Raw genomic sequence first — 19661 nt, 5'->3', positions numbered from 1 at the left:
GGAGACGAAGCCGGATACTTATCTTATTATAGTGGAGAGAATGGTACGGTTGGGGGGTCTCGAACCTCCGACCTCAGGTGCCACAAACCTGCGCTCTAACCAACTGAGCTACAACCGCACAAACGTCGCTTGGCGCGACGGGGGTGACATACGGGGACTTGAAATTTAATTCAAGCCCTATCTGTCCTTAATATACAAAAAGGCTGGACGAACGGTCCAGCCTTTTCGTTTGTCTGTCATAAAAATCAGGCAGCCTTGAAAGAAGCCATGACCTTTTCAGCGGCTTCCTTCGAAGGCTTGGCAACCTTTTCAGCTACCAGCTTGGAGGTTTCCTGCATGGCCTTGGCCTGTTCGATCGTCAGTTCCGCCTGCTTGCGCAGGAAAGAGGTCTGCAGTTCGAAGAATTCGGCGACGGACTTGACCGAGAGGAGCGCATCCATGTGGGTCAGCGAGTTCTCGGCATTGGTGCGCAGGGCGCCGATTGCCTGATGGCCGATTTCGGCAGCGCCGGCCTGGGCCGTCTGAACGGTGGATTCGAGCGTCTTGCTGGCTTCTTCGCCGGCTGCCTTCATCTTGGCATAGGCGTCGCGCGACTGCTGCGAACCCTTTTCGGCGAAATCGCGAAACGAGTCAGCGAACTTCGCGGGGTCAAAAGAGGAGATAGAAAATACGTCTTCCATTTTCGCCATTGGTGTTTGCTCCTTTTGTCTCGGCATCGTGAAAGCCTCGTTTGTTTGGTAAGCATCATATAGCGCATCTTATTGTGCAGTGCAACATGATTGTGCGGCGCAACCGACGTTAACCTTTTCGGCCGAAAGCCATTGGTCGCGCTGGACCGGTTTGCGCCCTGTCGTTATTAATAGACCGTTAATTTGCCAGGCCCGAAGACTAAAGGTCCGCTGATGCCCGCAGTCCAATATCCGTTCATCGACATCGCCGTGCATCCGCGTGTGCGGGAGCACTTTGCCCGCGGAGAAGCGCTGGTGCTTTTCTCGGCGGACCTTGCGCGGGCGCTCTGGGCGAACGGCGCGGGTGCGGAGCTTTTCGGCCATGCGGCCGTCTATGATCTCCTGGATCAGGGCGTCAATCGTGGCGATATTACCTATCGCCAGCTGGAGGTCACCGCCCGCCAACTTTCAAGGACCGGCGACACCAGGAATTTCATGATCCGCATCGCGCAGGGTTTCCAGCGCGTGGCCGTGCAGGCCTCGGTTGAACTGATTGACGTTTCCGGTGAAGCGGCGGTGCTGGTCTCGTTGCCGGTCGCAACGCGGGCGCTGTCGACGGAGCAGTCGGCCGCGCAGATGCTGAAGGGGCTCGACGATCCGGATACGCATATGGCCGTCATCGGCGGCGAGGGCGAGATCGTTGCCGCCTCCCCCGGCTTTTCATCCCTCGGCGTAACGCAACCGACGGCCAAGGCGCTGGCGACCATGGCCGGCGCGCATCCGCACGGGCTGATCAAGCGACCGGTCGCGACAGGCAAGGGTTATCTGCCGGCCGCCGTCGGGCGAATCAGCAGCGAGCCCGCGCTTTACCTGCTTTTCGCGGTCGAGACCGTGCTCGGACGTCTGGACCCGACGGACGCGCCGGACTTATCCACAAGCCCCGTTAACCATACTGCTGTCGCCCCGGCCGCGACATTCGCCGACGCGATCGACGCCGTTGCCGAGATCGAGGATATCGAGGACGCGCCGGACGAGAGAATTGCCGACGATACCGACATCGCAGAGGCTTCAGCGGTTGCCGCCGAGGCCTTCGAGGCGGAGACCGTGCCGGCTGGAGACGAAGCTTTCGAGGCAGGTGTGATCGAGCCTGATATGGCGCCCGTCTTGAATGACGAGACGCACGGGTTCGGCGATGTCGAGACGCTGGCGGATTCCGATCCGGAGCCCGAGGCATTGCTTGCCACGGATGATGCTGATGATGATATCGATGATGACGAAGCGCCTGCGACTGCCGAGGAGCCGGTAGCGGCTGAGGATAATGAGGCCGACGAGGCATTCCATCCGGGCGAGACGGTTGCCGATGATGACATCGCGGCTTTCGAGCCGGATGATGTGAGTGCTGAGCCGGTCGCTGCGGCCGAACTGGCCGATGGTGAGCTTGCGAGCGACGATGGCGTGGCCGATGAAGCGCCGGCACAGGCGCCCGAGACCCATATCGCCGATCTGGATGATGAGGCCGAAGTCGCGCCCGCCGTTGCCGAGATCGCGCCCGAGGCTGCGCAGGCAACGACCGAGAACGGTCGCTTTGTCTTCAAGCCGAATAGCCGGGCGACGCGTTTCGTCTGGAAGATCGACGCCGAAGGTCATTTCAGCGAGGTTTCCGGCGAATTCGCGGAAGCGGTTGGTCCGCATGCGGCAGACATCATCGGCATCGCCTTCAGCGATGTGTCGGCGCTGTTCAACCTCGATCCCGAGGGCAAGATCTCAGAGGCGCTGGCGCGCCGCGATACATGGTCGGGCAAGACCATTCACTGGCCGATCGAAGGCACAAGCCTCGCCGTGCCGGTCGACCTGGCGGCGCTGCCGACCTATACGCGCAGCCGCGAATTCGACGGCTTCCGCGGCTTCGGCGTCGTGCGTCTCTCCGATGCGGCGGAAGATCCGCTGGCGCTCGGCCTCACATTCGGCCCTGATGGCATTGCTTACGGCGACGCTGCGCTGGATCAGCAAGACGACGAGACCGTGGCGGATGAGCTCGCGGAAGAGACACTTGCCGAGGACAACATCGACGAAGCGCCCGTTTCCGCGGAAACGACGGACGCTGCCAATGCGGCGACGGACGATTTCCTGGCCGAGGAAGAGCACGCCGCTGAGGACGATACGCCCGCTCCGGCGCCAATGCAGAGCGTGGAAACACCGCGCGCCGAACCGCCGGTTTTGCGCATCGTCGAAACGCCGAACCGCCGACTGACCGACAAGATCGTGCAACTGCATGGCGTCGGCCCCGGCCTGACGAACGCCGAGCAGGCGAATTTTCGCGAGATCGCCAAGCGCCTCGAAGCGTTTGGCGTGAATACGCCGGATGAGGATGGCAGCGCGTCGGCGGAGACTAAGCCAGCGGCTGACGAGGCGCAGACGGCGACCGAGGAGGCACCTCGAACAGACCTTACAGACGACAAGGCATCGCTGGTTGATGAGGTCGTTGCCGAAGATGATGGCGCCGATGAAGACAGCGCCGAGCTCTCGGGATCGGATAAAGCTGAGCAGCCGGTATCCAGCGACACTGCAGACAGCGACGCTGTACTCAGCGATGCAGAAGCCCCGTCCGCTTCCGAGCATTCGGCGGACGAGCCGCTGGACGATACGCCTGTTGCAGCCAATGACGACAGCGACGATGTGACCGAAGGTCTCGAGGAAACGGTCAGCCAGATGGATATCCTGGCGAGCTTCATTCCGCCCCGGGTGAAGATGACCGACGGTTTTTCGGCTGGGATGATCGATCAACTGCCTGTCGCCGTGCTCATTCACGCCGGCGATCAGCTCATCCATGCCAACCCCGAGTTCATGCGCCTGACGGGCTACCGCTCGCTGCAGGATCTGGCCGATGTCGGCGGCATCGATGCGCTGCTGCAGCGCGACGACATTGCCGACGCCAGCGCGCGCCATGACGGCATGATGCTGGTCACCATGGAAGACGACCTCGTGCCGGTGTCGGCGCGGCTGCAGTCGATCCGCTGGGAAGACAGCACGGCATTGATGCTGGCCCTGATGCCTGTTGTCAGCGAGCGGCCGGCGCCTGCCCCGGAAGTCGCTCCTGCTATCGACGGACGCGCCGCCGACCGCATGGTCGAGAAGGTCGCCAAGCTGCAGGTGGAAGTCGAGGAACTGCGCTCGATCCTGGAAACCGCGACCGATGGCGTCGTGGTGATCGGCGCCGAGGGCGACATTCGGTCGATGAACCGTTCCGCCAGCGCGCTCTTCAACTATGACGAGGACGACACGCGCGGCAAACCCTTCGTGATGCTCTTCGCGCATGAGAGCCAGAAGGCGGTGCTCGACTATATCAACGGCATTTCCAGCCATGGTGTCGCCAGCGTGCTCAACGACGGGCGCGAGGTGATCGGCCGTGAAGCATCGGGCGGTTTCGTGCCGCTGTTCATGACGCTCGGACGGCTGACCTCCTCCAGCGGCTACTGCGCCGTGATCCGCGACATTACCCAGTGGAAGCGCACCGAGGACGAGTTGCGCGGCGCCAAGAGTGCCGCGGAAACGGCCAACGCCCACAAGACCGATTTCCTTGCACGCGTCAGCCACGAGATCCGCACGCCGCTCAATGCCATCATCGGCTTTTCCGACATGATGGCCGGCGAGCGCTTCGGGCCGATCGGCCATCCGCGTTACGTCGAATATGCCAACGACATCGGCCGATCGGGCCGGCATGTGCTCGATATCGTCAACGACCTGCTCGATATTTCCAAGATCGAAGCCGGCGAGATGGATCTGGATTTCGACTCGATCAATCTCAACGAAGCCATCTCGGAGGCCGTGGCGCTGCTGCAGCCGCAGGCAAACAGCCAGCGGGTGATCATCCGCACGGCGCTTTCGCATGCGGTTCCCGATGTGGTCGCCGACCTGCGCTCGATCAAGCAGATCGCGCTCAACATCCTCTCCAACGCCATCCGCTTCACGCCATCGGGCGGGCAGATCGTCGTGTCGACTTCTTACGAGACGAATGGCAGCGTCGTGCTTCGCATTCGTGACACGGGTGTGGGCATGACCCGCAGCGAGCTCGACCAGGCGATGAAGCCGTTCCGGCAGGTCTCGACGCAATCGCGCCATCGCGGTGAAGGCACGGGCCTCGGCCTGCCGCTCACCAAAGCGATGGTCGATGCCAACCGGGCGATCTTCGCGATCAGCTCGACGCCCAATGAAGGGACGCTCGTCGAGATCGCGTTTCCGTCGCAGCGGGTTCTGGCCAGCTAAGAAAAAAGGCAGCCAAGAGGCTGCCTGAGAGTTTGGGTGCTGTTCAACAAGGACTAGGCGATTAACATCATGTTGCGGGAGCAAAGGCTCCAAGCTGCCTCGTTCATATGCAGCCCCAAGTTACATTTACCTTTGACAAGGCTTTCTTAACGAAAGGTTGCCGAGGCCACGAAGCTCTGTCCGGTCATATATTGTAGTTTCGCTATCATTTTAACTATTCAGACGCGCAGCTCTTCGATTCTGGAAAATAAATCAAGGGCTTCAGGATTGGCGAGCGCTTCCTTGTTCTTCACCGGCCGTCCATGCACGATCTCGCGAACGGCGAGTTCGACGATCTTGCCCGACTTGGTGCGCGGAATATCGGCCACCGCGATGACCTTTGCGGGCACGTGACGTGGCGAGGCGCCGCTGCGGACTCGCGCTTTGATTGACTTGACCAGCTCATCGGTCAACGCAACGCCTGGCACCAAGCGAACGAAGAGAACGACCCTGACATCGTCATCCCAATCCTGACCGATGCAGAGCGCCTCGGCGACCTCTGGCATCTGCTCGACCTGATTGTAGATCTCCGCCGTGCCGATGCGCACGCCACCCGGATTGAGCGTCGCGTCCGAGCGGCCGTGAATGATGATGCCGTCATGCTCCGTCCATTCGGCGAAATCGCCGTGGCACCAGATGTTGTCGAAGCGCCCGAAATAGGCGGCGCGGTATTTGGCGCCGTCGCTGTCGTTCCAGAACATGACCGGCATGGATGGGAAGGCCTTGGTGCAGACGAGCTCGCCCTTTTCGCCGCGCACGGGATGGCCGTCGTCGTCCCAGACATCCACGGCAAGGCCGAGCCCGGGGCCCTGGATTTCGCCGCGCCAGACCGGCTGCATGGGATTACCCAGCACGAAGCAGGAGACGATGTCGGTGCCGCCGGAGATGGAGGCGAGCTGAATGTCCTCCTTGATACCCTCATAGACGAAGGTGAAGCCTTCGGGCGATAGCGGCGATCCGGTCGAGGTCATCAGGCGAAGGCTGGCGAGATAATGCGAGGTGCGCGGCATCAGGCCGCTCTTGCGGACAGCATCGATATATTTCGCCGAGGTGCCGAAGACCGCGAACTTCTCGGCTTGTGCGTAGTCGAAGAGCACATTGCCATCGGGTGCGAAGGGCGAGCCGTCGAAGAGGCAGAGCGTGGCGCCGACGGCGAGCCCCGATACCAGCCAGTTCCACATCATCCAGCCGCAGGTCGTGAAATAGAAGAGCTTTTCGCCGGCGCCGAGGCCGCAATGCAGCCGATGCTCCTTGAGGTGCTGCAGCAGCGTGCCGCCGGCCGAATGCACGATGCATTTGGGCACGCCCGTCGTGCCCGAGGAGAACAGGATGTAAAGAGGGTGCGAGAACGGCAGGCGCTGGAACTCCACCGGGCGAACCGGATGGGCGGCGATGAAGGTCTCCAGCGTTCGAGCACCGGATACGGCCCGCGCGACATCGTCGGCGTCACCCGCATAGTGCACGATGACGGTGGGAACGCCGAGTTTCGCTGCGACCGCGACCACCTTCTCCTTGATAGGCTGCAGCTTGCCGCCATACCAATAGGCATCGCAGGTGACGAAGAGCTTCGGCTCGATCTGGCCGAAGCGATCGAGCACGCCCTGTTCGCCGAAATCGGGAGAACAGGACGACCAGATCGCGCCGATCGAAGCGGCGGCGAGCATGAAGGCGACTGTTTCCGGCACGTTCGGCATCATTGCCGCCACGCGGTCTCCTGATGCGATGCCCTCGGCGCGCATGGCCTGCTGCAGTTTCGAGACCTGTTCGCGCAACCGGTCCCAGCTCCAGCGGTCCTCTGCCTTGTCCTCTCCGCGAAAGATGATCGCCTCGCCGGCCCCTTCGCCCGAGAGCAGGTTTTCGGCGAAGTTCAGCGTCGCGTCGGGAAAGAAGCGGGCGTCGAGCATGATCTCGTCATCGACAAGCACCCGTTCGCCGCACTCACCCTTGACGCCACAGAACTCCCAGACCGCCGTCCAGAATTTGGCGCGGTCGGCGACCGACCAGGCATGCAACTCGCCATAAGTGGATAGGGCGAGGTCAAAGTCCCGGTTGCACTTCTGCATGAATGCGAAGATCGGGCTCGCTTCGACCGAGGCTCGCGAAGGGATCCAGAGTGGCTTATCGTCACGCATGCAGAACTCCTCTTGTTAGCCCCTATATAACACGCCATGAAGACGGATAAAGATGGCGGCCGATCGGGTCGCCCGGCTATATATTTGCAACCGCCCGGCATTTGATATATCCGGAATTTCAGTACATTAACGGGCAGATGTCGAAAGACTGGCGAAACGCATGGGTACGTCCCGACCACCGCCGCGGCGGATAAAAATCAGGCCCGTCTCTCGTTGGCTGCCGGGTGTCGCCCGCGTCGCAACGATCTCGCTGCTGGTCTTTCTTGCCGTCTTCGTTTCGCTTCGGGTGGCTGGCCCCTATGTGATCTCGACCGGGCTCGTGCGCTCCGGCATCGAGGACAGGCTGTCGCGATGGACGGGCTACAATGCCGAGATTTCCGGCCGACCTGTCATCGAGTTCTGGCCGACGCCACGCATCACCATCAACAAGATCGCGGTGCGCCAGAAGGACGTCAACAACAAGCTGCTCGGCACGATCGAAAGCATCTCGGCCGAGTTCAGCCTGATCGATGCCTTCAGGGGCAAGGCGAGCTTCCACGAATTCCATATCCTGCGTCCCAACCTGCTTTTGACGCGCGAGCGCGATGGCACGATCGACTGGACGAATGACGGCCAGCTGGCACAGGCGATCGCCGGCGCGCAGGAACAGAACGGCGAGGAAACGCTCGACACGACGCTGGATGCCGATATAGGCACCATCACCGTCGAAGACGGCACCTTGAACGTGACCGATGTGGCCAGCGGCAAGACCTACCGCTTCGACAGCGTGAGCGCCGATATCGGCTGGCCGCGCCTGTCGAGCCCGATCAACGCGGTTCTGATCGCTCGAATGAACGATCTCGACATCAAGCTGGACTTCTCCTCGCGCAGCCCGCTGCTGACGTTCGGCGGCAAGAACGCACCGCTGAGGGCAGCAATTGCCTCCAAGCTGGTGAACGCAAAGTTCGATGGCGTCGCCAACATCGCGCACCTTTTCAGCCTGCAGGGCAGCATGTCTCTCGGCATTCCGGATCTTCCCGCGCTGCTGACATGGGCCGGGCGGGCGCTGCCGGATGCCGCGACGCTAAAGGCGTTTTCCATCGACAGCGACGTGGTCTCTGCGGCAAACGGCTTCCGTTTCGACAATGTCAGCCTTGGCATGAACGGCTCGAACGCCAACGGCGCCATGGATGTGAGCTTCGTGCCCGGCAAGCGCGCCAAGCTCGGCGGCACGCTGGCTTTCGATCAGATCAACTTCAAATCCCTGTTCGATGCCTTCGTGGTGCGCCTCGTGGCCGGCGAAGACCATGGGCCGCCAGACGGCGGAGCCTTGCAGCAGCTCGATATCGACCTGCGCCTGTCGGCCAAGCAGGCCGATCTCGCCCCGTTCAAGCTCGCCAATGTCGGCGCCAGCATTATCGTTTCCAGCAATGAGGCGCGGTTCGACGTCGGCGACAGCCAGTTCGAGGGTGGCGCGCTGACTGCTCATATCGAGACCAAGCGCGGCGACTTCGATGGCGGCGGGAAGCTGCAAATGTCGATCCGGGGCGCGGATTTCGCCAGCCTGATCGAGCGCCTCAACCTCAAGGGTCCGCTGCCGCTCGCAACCGGCTCGCTCGACCTCTCCGTCAGCACCGCGCTGCCGATCTGGAAGGCGGGGCCGGCTGATGTGACCGGCAATATTCATTTTCGCACGCAATCAGGCTCGCTGCCCGGGTTCGATTCCGAGGCGGTGCGCAGCGAAGCGGCGAAGGCGGAATTCTTTGCGCTGAGCGCCGTCTCACATCGCGCCTTCGCGTTCGATCGCCTGGATATCGCGGCCGATCTCGACGACGGGGCCGCGCAGATCAAGCGCGGCCGGATCGAAGGGCCACAAGAAACGATCACGCTGTCGGGCGTCATTCCCTACAAGTCGAGCGGGCTCGCGCTATCAGGCAAGATCATTGCCACCGATCCCGCCAACGACGCGGCTTTTCCCGTGCTGCCGTTCTTCGTCGGCGGCTCCTGGCCGGATCCGGTCCTTTCGGCGTTGCCGGGCAACCAGCAGCCGGGCAACCAGCAGCCGCCGCAGGAAGGCGCCACGAAATAATCACGGCGCGTTCGCCGCCGCCCGCTCATCCCTCTCACGCTGAAGCTCGCGCCGCTTGGTGATGACCGATGCGCAGATGACGCCGACCGCGACGATGGCAATCAGCAGCGTGCAAACCGCGTTGATCTCAGGCGTGACGCCGAGGCGCACCTGGCTGTAGATCTTCATCGGCAACGTGGTGGCGCCCGGCCCTGAGGTGAAGCTGGCGATGACGAGATCGTCCAGCGACAGGGTGAAGGCGAGGATCCAGCCAGATGCGACGGCGGGCGCGATTATCGGCAGCGTGATCTCGAAGAAGGTACGCACCGGCGGCGAGCCCAGATCGAGCGCGGCTTCCTCGATCGACCGATCGAATGTCAAGAGACGCGACTGCACGACGACGGCGACGAAGCACATGGTGAGCGTCGTATGCGCCAGCGTGATGGTCCAGAAGCCGCGGTCGAAGCCTATTGCCACGAAAAGCAGCAGCAGCGACAGGCCGGTGATGACCTCGGGCATGACCAGCGGCGCGTAGACCATGCCGGAAAAGAGCATGCGGCCGCGGAAGCGCGTGTAGCGCACCAGCGTAATGGCGGCGAGCGTGCCGAGGATGGTGGCCGCCGTGGCCGAGAGCACACCAACGCGCAGTGTCACCCAGGCGGCGTCAAGCAGCGCCTGGTTCTGGAAGAGCGACACGTACCACTTGGTCGAGAAGCCACCCCAGACGGTGACGAGCTTCGATTCGTTGAACGAGAAGACGACCAGAAGCACGATCGGCAGATAGAGGAAGGCGAAGCCGAGTGTCACGGAAGCGACGTTGAAGCGGGTCCATTTCATCATGGCCTATCTCCCCTGCTCGTCGGCTTTGGCCTGCGCATTCTGGAAGAACACAATCGGGATCACCAGGATGAGAAGCAAGATGGTGGCCACGGCCGAGGAGACCGGCCAGTCGCGATTGGCGTTGAACTCGTTCCACAGTGTCTTGCCGATCATCAGCGTCTGCGATCCACCGAGCAGATCGGGAATGACGAACTCGCCGACGGCGGGGATGAAGACCAGCATGCAGCCGGCGACGACGCCGGGAAGCGACAGCGGGAAGGTCACACGCCAGAAGGCCGTTATCGGCGGGCAGCCGAGATCCTGCGCCGCCTCGATCAGCGTGCCGTCCATCTTCTCCAGGGCGGAATAGAGCGGCAGGACCATGAAGGGCAGATAGGAATAGACGATGCCGATATAGACGGCGACGTTGGTGTTGAGGATGATCAACGGGCTGTCGATAATATGCAGCGACTGCAGCAGCTGGTTGAGAAGCCCCTCCGGTTTCAGGATGGCAATCCAGGCGTAGACGCGGATCAGGAAGCTCGTCCAGAACGGCAGGATGACCAGCATCAGCAGCGTCGGGCGGATGCTGCGCGGGGCGTTGGCCATGCCGTAGGCGATCGGATAGGCGATCAGCAGCGTCAGCAACGTGGAGATGCCGGCGATGATGACGCTGGATAGATAGGCGTTGAAATAGAGCGGATCGTCGATCAGGTAGCTGTAATTGTCGAAGGAGAAGCTCGACACCTTCTCCCAGAAATCGGCCCAGCCATCGGCCAGCGAAAACACCGGCTCGTATGGCGGCATTGCGATTGCCGTCGTCGACAGCGAGATGCGGAAGACGATGAAGAACGGCGCCAGGAAAAAGAGCAGCAGCCAAACATAGGGGACGATGATGACGAGGCGGTTGTAGACGGGTGATCCGAGCTTGCCCATGGCGTCAATCCTTCAACAGAACGCCGGCGTCCTCGGCGAAGGTGACCCAGACTTCCTGATCGTAGACGAAAGGATCATCGACCGCGCGCTGCGCGTTCAGCGACGACGCCTTGACCACCTTGCCGCTCTTGAGCTTCACGTGGAAGACCGTCATGTCGCCGAGATAGGCGATGTCCCAGAGTTCGCCCGAGGCGGCATTGACGCCGGGGTTGGCCGGCGGCGTACGCGTCACCTTCAGCTTTTCGGGACGGATGGCGAAGCCGGCGGCACTTCCGACCGGCAGCGGCTCGGCGCCCGACAGCTTGATGGTCAGGCTCTCGTCGATTGAGATCTCGACGCTGTTGGCATTGGAGGCAGTGATCTTGCCATCGAAGATGTTCACGTCGCCAATAAAGTCGGCCACGAAGCGGGAATTCGGGGCTTCGTAGATTTCGGCAGGGGTCGCCACCTGGATAACCTTGCCGTGGCTCATGACCGCGATGCGATCGGCCATGGTCATCGCCTCTTCCTGGTCGTGGGTGACGACGACGAAGGTGAGACCGAGGTTCTGCTGCAGGTCCATCAGCTCGAACTGGGTTTCCTCGCGCAGCTTCTTGTCGAGCGCGCCAAGCGGTTCGTCGAGCAAAAGCACTTTCGGGCGCTTGGCAAGCGAGCGGGCGAGCGCCACGCGCTGGCGCTGGCCGCCGGAAAGCTGGTTCGGCTTGCGGGAGGCGAATTTCTCCAGCTTTACCATCTTCAGCATCTGCAGCACGCGTTCGCCGATCTCGTCCTTGCCCATGCCGTCCTGGCGCAGGCCGAAGGCGATGTTCTTTTCGACCGTCATGTGCGGGAAGAGCGCGTAGGACTGGAACATCATGTTGACCGGGCGCTTATAGGGCGGCGTTCCGGCAAGGTCGGTACCATCCAAAATGATCTCGCCCGAGGTCGGCTGCTCGAAACCAGCAAGCATGCGCAGCAGCGTGGACTTGCCGCAGCCCGATGCGCCGAGCAGCGCGAAGAACTCGCGGTGATAGATATCGAGAGACAGATCGTCGACGGCGGTGAAATCACCAAAACGCTTGGTGACGTTCTTGAAGGATATGAAAGGCTTAGCTGCCGGATCTGTCCACGGCGCAAATGAACGGCGGGTATTGCCAAGTGACTTCATCGTGTTCCCCGAAAAATCATTCTCAAAAGCCGCCGTCCCCACGATCGGCATATAAAAAGGCCCGGTCGTTGCCGCCCGGGCCTGATGCTCTTACTGGCCGGTGACGATCTTCGTCCAGAGCCGCGTCGCCGTGCGCTGGGTTTTCGGATCCCACGGAGAGATGGTGAAGAGCTTGCCCATGATATCCTCGGTCGGATAGATCGCCGGGTCCTCCAGAACATCCTTGCTCACGAACTGCTGCGAGGCCTTGTTGCCGTTGGCGTAGAAGACGTAGTCGCTGGCCTTGGCGATGACTTCGGGCTTCATCATGTAGTTGATGAATTCGTGAGCCTCGGCGACATGCGGAGCATCGGCCGGGATCGCCATCATGTCGAACCACATCTGGGCGCCCTGCGACGGGATCGAGTAATTCACCTCGACACCATTCTTGGCTTCGACGGCACGGTCGCGCGCCTGCAGCACGTCACCCGAATAGCCGAAGGCGATGCAGATGTCGCCGTTAGCGAGCGCGTTGATGTATTCCGACGAGTGGAACTTGCGGATGAAGGGGCGAACCGAGGTCATCAGTTCCTCGACCTTCTTGAAATCCTCCGGATTCTTCGAATTCGGATCGAGACCAAGATAGTGCAGCGCGGTGGACAGCACATCCTTCGGCGTGTCGAGGACGTAGATGCCACAATCCTTGAACTTGGCGGCGACCTTCGGATCGAAGATCACTTCCAGGCCCGGCTTGACGTCGGGGCCGAGGATTTCGGCGACCTTCTTGACGTTGTAGCCGATGCCATCGGTGCCCCACATGTAGTCCACGGCATATTCGTTGCCGGGATCGTAGCTCGCGGTGCGCTGCTGGATCACGTCCCACATGTTGGTGATGTTCGGCAGCTTCGACTTGTCGAGCTTCTGGAACACGCCGGCCTGAATCTGGCGCTGCAGGAAGTCGGCCGTCGGAACGACAACGTCATAGCCGGTGCCGCCGGCCAGAAGCTTGGTTTCCACCGTCTCGTTGCTGTCGAAGGTGTCGTATACGACCTTGATGCCGGTTTCCTTGGTGAAATCTTCGAGGATGGAACTGTCGATATAATCGGACCAGTTGTAGACGTTGACGACGCGATCCGCGGCAACGGATGGCGTGATCGAAAGCCCAGTCACGAGAGCCGTGGCCGCGAGCTTTGCGAGAATTGACCTCATGCTATCTCCTGCTTTTTGTTTGGGCACCGTTTGCGCGGATGCTTCCCTCTGGTTTTGGTTGCAGACTAGAAAGGATTTATGGAGCCTACAAGCGCAAAATCCTGCACTCTCAATGATTTCGCTGTGACTGGACACCGGGACTAAAAGTCGAAGTTGCCAAGGCCCGAGACCATCTCATCGAGCCCCAACGGGCGTGTGACAGGCGGCTCGGCGCGCGAGAGACATCCGCGCCTTTCGCAGAGCCGACAGCCGGAGCCTGCCGTGATCGCCTTTTGCGCGGAAACCGCCCGGCCGTAGACCGTCCCCTCGCCCGCCGAAGCATCACAACCGACGAGAAGCGCCGTGCGGCGGACGCGCTCGCCGAACGGCGCGTTCGGCCCCTCCAGCGTCCGGGATATGGTGAGGTATCGGGCATTGTCCGGCATCTCGACCATCTCGGCCAGGATCTGCCCGGGTTGGAGCAGCGCGACATGGACGTTGAGCTTGGGACAGTCGCCACCGAAGCGCAGATGCGGGAAGCCCTGCGATCCTGACCGACGCAGCCGATGGCCGGCGCCGTCGATCTCCATGGTGAAGAAGGAGACCGCCGACGCGCCGGGGCGCTGCAGCATGGTCAGCCGGGTTGCGGCTTGCGCAAAGGATACGTTGAAGCGGACGCGCAAGATATCGATGTCGTAGGACGCAGCTTGGGCCGCGGCGAGGAAGGGCGCGTAGGGCATGGTCAGCGCCAGCGCCGCATAGCGCGCGAGTTCGAAGCGGGCGATGCGCCTCGCCTCCTCAGTGGAGAGCATCAGGCCTTCGAGCTCGGCAAGGATCGCCTCGCGCAGCGCCAGTGTGGCGACTTCGATTGCGATCTCCTGCGCCTGATCCGCCGGCGACAGGCGCTCGGAAATGAAGAGCCGCATGGAGTGACGGTCGAAACGGCGGCGGAGATCCGGCATGACGTGGATCGGGAGGACCCGTACGCCGATGCCGCGCTCGGCGCGCAGCCACTCCTTGAATGTCGAGATGATATCGCGGGGGTCAGAGAGCGCATGCAGGAACGCTTCAGCCGCCGTCTCGATGCGCGGGAAATAGGCCGAGCGGCGCTCCAGCACGTCGCGCACCTCATCGGCCGGCAGCCGCGCGCCCGACAGCGGCAACTGCCCCTCGCCGGCGCTGAGCAAAGTGAGATCGGACAGCCGCACCGCCTGCTCACGGTAGGCACGGTAGAGCTTGATGACGCCGCTTGCCGCATTGGGTGCCGCTTCCGCGACTTCGACCAGTTCCTGGTCGCCCGGCAGCTCGCCGGATAGCAGCGGATCGGCGAAGACTTCCTTCAGCTGAGTGAGACTGCCGCCGCTTTCGGAGCGCAACTCTTCCAGGTCGACCTTGTAGACCGCGGCGAGCTTCAGCAGCAGCTGCACGGTCAGCGGGCGCTGGTTGCGCTCGATCAGGTTGAGATAGGACGGCGAGATTTCCAGCGCCTCGGCCATCGCCGCCTGCGTCACACCGAGACCGTTTCGGATACGGCGGACCTTGGGACCGGCAAACATCTTGCGCTCAGCCATGTGACAATCCTTTACAGAATATCCGGGTCGCGGAATTTACAAAACTTGACAAATTTACTGCCGAAACTTGTCACGTTCTTTGCATCGCGACCCCTATTCCATCGCACTTCTCCAGTTAACTCTGGCCATTTCCTGCTGATTTGTAAATCCTGTCAATCAGCCAGATGGCCATGATGTTATGCAAGGAGGAAGACATGACAGAGTTTGACAAGCTTCACCGTAATATCCCCGCCAACCGCTTCGCCGGCATCGAGCGTCCCTATTCGGCCGATGATGTGAAAAGACTGCGCGGATCGGTCGAGCTTCGTTACTCGCTGGCCGAAATGGGCGCCAACCGGCTCTGGCAACTGCTGCATCAGGACGACTTCGTCAACGCGCTCGGCGCGCTTTCGGGCAACCAGGCCATGCAGATGGTCCGCGCCGGGCTGAAGGCGATCTATCTCTCGGGCTGGCAGGTCGCGGCCGATTCCAACACGGCATCGGCGATGTATCCCGATCAGTCGCTCTACCCCGCCAATGCCGGGCCGGAGCTTGCCAAGCGGATCAATAGAACGCTGCAGCGCGCCGACCAGATCGAGACTTCGGAAGACAAGGGGCTTTCGGTCGAGACATGGTTCGCGCCGATCGTTGCCGATGCCGAAGCCGGGTTCGGCGGGCCGCTCAACGCCTTCGAGATCATGAAGGCCTATATCGAGGCCGGTGTCGCGGGGGTTCATTTCGAGGATCAGTTGGCGTCGGAAAAGAAGTGCGGCCATCTCGGCGGCAAGGTTCTGATCCCGACCGCCGCCCATATCCGCAATCTCGACGCCGCGCGCCTTGCCGCCGACGTCATGGGGGTGTCGACACTCGTCATCGCCCGCACCGATGCGGAAGCAGCCAAGCTCCTGACCTCCGATATCGACGAGCGCGACCAGCCTTTCGTCGACTACGATGCCGGCCGCACGGTCGAGGGCTTCTATCAGGTGCGCAACGGGCTGGAGCCCTGCATCGCACGCGCCGTCGCCTACGCGCCGCATTGCGATCTGATCTGGTGCGAGACCTCGAAGCCGGATCTGGAGCAGGCGCGGCGGTTTGCCGAGGGTGTGCACAAGGTGCATCCGGGCAAGCTGCTCGCCTACAACTGCTCGCCGTCGTTCAACTGGAAAAAGAACCTCGACGACGCGACGATCGCCAAGTTCCAGCGCGAGCTTGGTGCCATGGGCTACAAGTTCCAGTTCATCACACTGGCCGGTTTCCACCAGCTGAACTTCGGCATGTACGAGCTCGCCCGCGGCTACAAGAACCGGCAGATGGCTGCCTATTCCGAGCTGCAGCAGGCGGAGTTCGCCGCTGAAGTGAATGGCTACACGGCGACCAAGCACCAGCGCGAAGTCGGCACCGGCTATTTCGACGCCGTGTCGATGGCAATCACCGGCGGGCGATCCTCGACCACGGCGATGGGAGAATCGACCGAGCACGCACAGTTCAAGCCAGCAGCCGAGTAACACGATCAGAGGAGGAGAAAGCCATGCCTACGCTCGCACGCGTCAAGGAACGCGCAGAGGAACAATCCACCAGCATGACACCGGATCAGCAGGGCATGATCCGCATGCTCGCCAATGATCTGCACCGGCTGAACCAGTCGGTCATGAAGGCGGTCGATGCAGGTGTTTCGGTCGAGATCGTCCGCTCGGCCCGCCATCACGGCGGCGATGGAAACTGGGGTGACTTGCTGATCCCCGTCATTGTTGCCGGCCGGAACTGACTAGCCCCCAATCCGCCCTGCAACGCGGCGCCTCAGCTTCGGCTGGGGCGCTTTCCCGCGAAGAGATCGCGGTAGCTCTTCAACAGCTTGGTCATGCGATCGGCGACGGTACGGATCTCCTGGCGATGCCGGTCTTCGTTGTTCATGACGATCCACTGCTGGTGGCGCAGGTCCGGTAGCTCCGGGCCAAGGCGCTGCAGGTCTGGATCAAGATCGCCGACGAAGCAGGGCAGCACCGCCTTGCCGGCGCCGGCGCGAACGAGATCGACCAGCGAGCGCGGGCGATTGACGGTGGCGACGATGGCGCCTGCGGCATTGCGGTGCGGCCAGCGCAGATAGTTGGAGATCGCATCCTCTTCCGCAACGGCGAGCCATCGCTCTTCCTGTTCACCGGCATTGCGCCTGGCATAGACGGCGTAGGCCACCTCCCCCAGCAGCCGCGCGGCGAGATTGTTTTCCTCCGGCTCGAAGGCGCGGATGCCGATGTCGATCTCGCGGTAGTTCAGGTTGGCGCGCGCCTCGCCTATCGTCATCGACACCGCGAAATGGTCGCCGGGCATGCGGATGGCGCCGAAGTTCTCGGCCATCAGCCAGGCGACCCAGGTGCCGGCTGCGATCCGCACCGTCGCTCCGACGCTGCTTGCCTGGCGCCAGGCATCCACCTTGCGGGCGGCGGCCTCCATGTCCTTCAGATGATCGAGCAGGGACTGGCCATCCGGCGTCAAGCGGTAGCCGGTCTGGCTGCGGGAAAAGAGTGTCCGGCCGATCTCCTGCTCGAGATCGAGCATCCGCCGACCGATCGTGGCTGGGCTCAGCCCGCTTGCAGCCGCCGCCCCCGTCAGCCCGCCGAGACGCGCGACCTGCAGGAAGAGCTGAAATGAATCCCATTGCGTGCTTTTCATGAGTGAAAAACATAGTGGGATTTCTTGCGTTTATGAAGCGAATTTTGGCGAATACCCTGTGTCCATCTTCAATTCAGAAAGGACACGGTCATGATCGAGCTGTTAGCCTTCATCGAGCTCGCCAAACTCAACGCTAGGAATTCCGACCCGTATCGTGCGCGGGCCGAGGAGGCCTTCTACCAGGGCTACGGACAATCGAAGCTCGAGCGCTTCGCCGCTCGCCTTCTCGCCATGCTGCCCATGAAAAAGGGCCACCCAGAGGGCAGCCCTTCGATGATCAAAGCTGATGGAGAACCGATCAGGCCGCGTTTCGCATGCGGCCCTGCTGGGGGGCAGAAGACGCATCAATGCGGAACTGCTGTATCAGCGACATGAGCGCATCGGCTTCGCTCGCCAGCTGGCGGCTCTGCTCGGTGGTCTCCTCGACCATGGCCGCGTTCTTCTGCGTCATCTGATCCATCGCGTTGACGGAGCTGTTGACTTCCTGCAGGGCTGCCGACTGGTCGGCGCTGGCGGTGGCAATGGTTTCGACGTGCTTGCTGATCGCGATGATCTCGCTGCTGATTGAGGCCAGAACCGAGCCGGTCTTCTGGACCAGTCCGGAGCCTGCCGCGACTTCGCGGGTCGAGGTTTCGATCAGGCTCTTGATCTCGCGCGCGGCATCGGCCGAGCGCTGGGCGAGCTCGCGCACTTCCATGGCAACGACCGCGAAGCCCTTGCCGGCTTCACCGGCGCGTGCCGCCTCGATACCGGCGTTCAGCGCCAAGAGGTTGGTCTGGAAGGCGATGTCGTCGATCACCTCGATGATCTGCTCGATCTGCTTGGACGCCGTTTCGATACGATCCATCGCGGCAACGGTATCGCCGACCACGACAGTCGAGCTGTCCGCCGTCTTCTTGGTGACGATGACGGCGCTGTTTGCCTCGCGGGCGCGTTCGGCAGACGAGCGGACGGTGACGGTGATTTCTTCCACGGCAGCAGCGGTTTCCTCCAGGCTCGCAGCCTGGGCTTCGGTGCGCTTGGAGAGCTCATCGGCCGAGTGCAGCATGGAGCCGGAATTGCGGTGGATCGTCGCCGCGTTGTCGCGGATGCGTGAGAGCGTATCCTGCAGGCGTTCGAGCGAGGCGTTGAAATCCACGCGCAGCTGCTCAAGCCGACCGACGAAGGGTGTGTGGATCATTTCCGACACATCGCCGCTCGACAGGCGGCCGAGACCAGCGGCGAGCTGATTGACGGCAAACTGGATCTGATCGTCGAGCGTACGCTTTTCGGCGTCGTTGCGGCTGCGCTCCGCATCGCTCAGCGCGCGCTGTTCGGCTGCCTGTGTTTCCAGCGTCAGACGAGCGCGGGCGCCGTCCTGGAACAAAGCAAGCGCCTTGCCGATCGCGCCGAACTCGTTCTCTTGCTCGGTGCAGGGGATCTTCGTGTCCAGATTACCCGAGGAGATCGTGTTGATGGCGCCCGTCAGCGTTTCGAGTGGCCGGATCGTCGCGCGGATCGCGACATAGGCGATGATGCCGACGATCAGCAGCACCGCGAGGCCGACGCCGACCACCAGGGTGAGGAGCTGCTGCAGGCTGCTGTAATAGACTTCCATCGGAATACCGATGAAGAGCACGCCAACGGTGGTGCCCGCTACACTCTTGACCGGGAAATAGCCGGTCATGAACTTCTTGCCGAAGAGATTGGCCGCGCCGTAATAGGCATCGCCCTTGGCGAGGGCCGCCTGCGCCGGATGATCGACGGCGAGCTTGGTGCCCACGGCGCGCTCACCGTTTTCCTTCTTCACGTTCGTCGACACGCGAACGAAATCGCCACCTTGACGCTCGAACACCGTGGCGTAGCCCGCGATGGAGGCCGCGGTTCGATCGACGAGGGCGTGGTCGCCGAGCGACGACGGCAGCTTCTCTTCACTGACGGCCACAAGCTTGTTGTCACGGACATCGACCTTCGCGGACGGATCGCCGGCTGCATAGAGCACCGCCATGGCACGGCTGGCATCCTTGGCATCGTTGACCGCGCTGGTCATGACGTACGCGCTAAGATTGTAGTAAGTTGCAGAAACAATCGCCACTGTACTAAAGACCAGAAGAGCAAGCGTAATCGCGACGATTTGCCGAACAATAGACGCTGAGAAAAAGCGAAGCATACAAAGACCCCTGAGGAACAATCGGGGCCGAAATTAGTGGGAAAGTTTTAAGATAAATCGCAACGAAACTGCCGAAT

Annotated in this window: 13 protein-coding genes and 1 tRNA gene; 4 read left to right on the top strand and 10 right to left on the bottom strand. The window is 61.9% G+C overall.

What is annotated here, in order from left to right; genetic code table 11:
* Positions 1-41 precede the first annotated feature (41 nt).
* A tRNA-His gene (locus tag J5286_RS03825) sits at positions 42-118 on the bottom strand.
* 127 nt (positions 119-245) lie between these two features.
* On the bottom strand, positions 246-689 hold the full coding sequence (locus tag J5286_RS03820; RefSeq protein ID WP_018898489.1) for a phasin: 444 nt from the start codon (positions 687-689) through the stop codon (positions 246-248).
* A gap of 213 nt (positions 690-902) precedes the next feature.
* Here J5286_RS03820 and J5286_RS03815 point away from each other — a divergent pair, with 213 nt between their 5' ends.
* Entirely contained in the window at positions 903-4931 is a 4029-nt protein-coding gene (locus tag J5286_RS03815; RefSeq protein ID WP_209215325.1) for a sensor histidine kinase, read from the top strand.
* A 218-nt stretch (positions 4932-5149) separates the two neighbouring features.
* On the opposite strand, the gene J5286_RS03810 is transcribed toward J5286_RS03815, so the two are convergent.
* Positions 5150-7102: an acetoacetate--CoA ligase gene (locus J5286_RS03810; protein ID WP_209189203.1), complete on the bottom strand. Its 1953-nt coding sequence runs from the start codon at positions 7100-7102 to the stop codon at positions 5150-5152.
* 160 nt (positions 7103-7262) lie between these two features.
* Between J5286_RS03810 and J5286_RS03805 the strand changes: the two genes are divergently transcribed.
* Positions 7263-9170, top strand: coding sequence for an AsmA family protein (locus tag J5286_RS03805; protein ID WP_209189202.1), 1908 nt, complete (start codon positions 7263-7265; stop codon positions 9168-9170).
* Here the strand turns inward: J5286_RS03805 and J5286_RS03800 are convergent, their stop codons facing one another.
* The 5 genes from J5286_RS03800 to J5286_RS03780 form a co-directional block, all read right to left on the bottom strand.
* Positions 9171-9989: an ABC transporter permease gene (locus tag J5286_RS03800; RefSeq protein WP_113009952.1), complete on the bottom strand. Its 819-nt coding sequence runs from the start codon at positions 9987-9989 to the stop codon at positions 9171-9173.
* A gap of 3 nt (positions 9990-9992) precedes the next feature.
* Positions 9993-10904, bottom strand: a complete 912-nt coding sequence (locus J5286_RS03795; protein WP_209189201.1) for an ABC transporter permease subunit — start codon at positions 10902-10904, stop codon at positions 9993-9995.
* A gap of 4 nt (positions 10905-10908) precedes the next feature.
* Complete coding sequence (locus J5286_RS03790) at positions 10909-12051, bottom strand: ABC transporter ATP-binding protein (protein WP_209189200.1); 1143 nt, start codon at positions 12049-12051, stop codon at positions 10909-10911.
* 90 nt (positions 12052-12141) lie between these two features.
* Positions 12142-13239 (bottom strand): polyamine ABC transporter substrate-binding protein, encoded by a 1098-nt coding sequence (locus J5286_RS03785; protein ID WP_113009949.1) that lies wholly within the window; start codon positions 13237-13239, stop codon positions 12142-12144.
* 140 nt (positions 13240-13379) lie between these two features.
* Positions 13380-14789 (bottom strand): helix-turn-helix domain-containing protein, encoded by a 1410-nt coding sequence (locus tag J5286_RS03780; protein WP_209189199.1) that lies wholly within the window; start codon positions 14787-14789, stop codon positions 13380-13382.
* A 194-nt stretch (positions 14790-14983) separates the two neighbouring features.
* On the opposite strand from J5286_RS03780, the gene aceA reads away from it, so the two are divergent.
* The gene (gene aceA / locus J5286_RS03775) at positions 14984-16273 is read left to right on the top strand and encodes an isocitrate lyase (protein WP_209189198.1); all 1290 of its coding nucleotides are present in this window, start codon (positions 14984-14986) and stop codon (positions 16271-16273) included.
* A 23-nt stretch (positions 16274-16296) separates the two neighbouring features.
* Positions 16297-16533, top strand: coding sequence for an SMc00767 family acetate metabolism repressor (locus J5286_RS03770; RefSeq protein ID WP_111561727.1), 237 nt, complete (start codon positions 16297-16299; stop codon positions 16531-16533).
* A gap of 32 nt (positions 16534-16565) precedes the next feature.
* On the opposite strand, the gene J5286_RS03765 is transcribed toward J5286_RS03770, so the two are convergent.
* The gene (locus J5286_RS03765) at positions 16566-17435 is read right to left on the bottom strand and encodes a LysR family transcriptional regulator (protein ID WP_209189197.1); all 870 of its coding nucleotides are present in this window, start codon (positions 17433-17435) and stop codon (positions 16566-16568) included.
* Positions 17436-17733: 298 nt separating this feature from the next.
* Positions 17734-19584, bottom strand: a complete 1851-nt coding sequence (locus J5286_RS03760; RefSeq protein ID WP_209189196.1) for a methyl-accepting chemotaxis protein — start codon at positions 19582-19584, stop codon at positions 17734-17736.
* Between the last annotated feature and the right edge of the window lie 77 nt (positions 19585-19661).

The sequence above is a fragment of the Rhizobium sp. 16-488-2b genome (assembly GCF_017741815.1).
Taxonomy (GTDB): Bacteria; Pseudomonadota; Alphaproteobacteria; order Rhizobiales; family Rhizobiaceae; genus Rhizobium.
Note: the sequence above shows the minus strand (reverse complement) of the source record. Positions and strands in the feature narration are given on the sequence as shown.

Excerpts from the sequence above, each read along its gene's own strand:
- J5286_RS03820 (WP_018898489.1), bottom strand. The coding sequence starts at position 689 with ATGGCGAAAATGGAAGACGTATTTTCTATCTCCTCTTTTGACCCCGCG.
- J5286_RS03815 (WP_209215325.1), top strand. The coding sequence starts at position 903 with ATGCCCGCAGTCCAATATCCGTTCATCGACATCGCCGTGCATCCGCGT.
- J5286_RS03810 (WP_209189203.1), bottom strand. The coding sequence starts at position 7,102 with ATGCGTGACGATAAGCCACTCTGGATCCCTTCGCGAGCCTCGGTCGAA.
- J5286_RS03805 (WP_209189202.1), top strand. The coding sequence starts at position 7,263 with ATGGGTACGTCCCGACCACCGCCGCGGCGGATAAAAATCAGGCCCGTC.
- J5286_RS03800 (WP_113009952.1), bottom strand. The coding sequence starts at position 9,989 with ATGATGAAATGGACCCGCTTCAACGTCGCTTCCGTGACACTCGGCTTC.
- J5286_RS03795 (WP_209189201.1), bottom strand. The coding sequence starts at position 10,904 with ATGGGCAAGCTCGGATCACCCGTCTACAACCGCCTCGTCATCATCGTC.
- J5286_RS03790 (WP_209189200.1), bottom strand. The coding sequence starts at position 12,051 with ATGAAGTCACTTGGCAATACCCGCCGTTCATTTGCGCCGTGGACAGAT.
- J5286_RS03785 (WP_113009949.1), bottom strand. The coding sequence starts at position 13,239 with ATGAGGTCAATTCTCGCAAAGCTCGCGGCCACGGCTCTCGTGACTGGG.
- J5286_RS03780 (WP_209189199.1), bottom strand. The coding sequence starts at position 14,789 with ATGGCTGAGCGCAAGATGTTTGCCGGTCCCAAGGTCCGCCGTATCCGA.
- aceA (WP_209189198.1), top strand. The coding sequence starts at position 14,984 with ATGACAGAGTTTGACAAGCTTCACCGTAATATCCCCGCCAACCGCTTC.
- J5286_RS03770 (WP_111561727.1), top strand. The coding sequence starts at position 16,297 with ATGCCTACGCTCGCACGCGTCAAGGAACGCGCAGAGGAACAATCCACC.
- J5286_RS03765 (WP_209189197.1), bottom strand. The coding sequence starts at position 17,435 with ATGAAAAGCACGCAATGGGATTCATTTCAGCTCTTCCTGCAGGTCGCG.
- J5286_RS03760 (WP_209189196.1), bottom strand. The coding sequence starts at position 19,584 with ATGCTTCGCTTTTTCTCAGCGTCTATTGTTCGGCAAATCGTCGCGATT.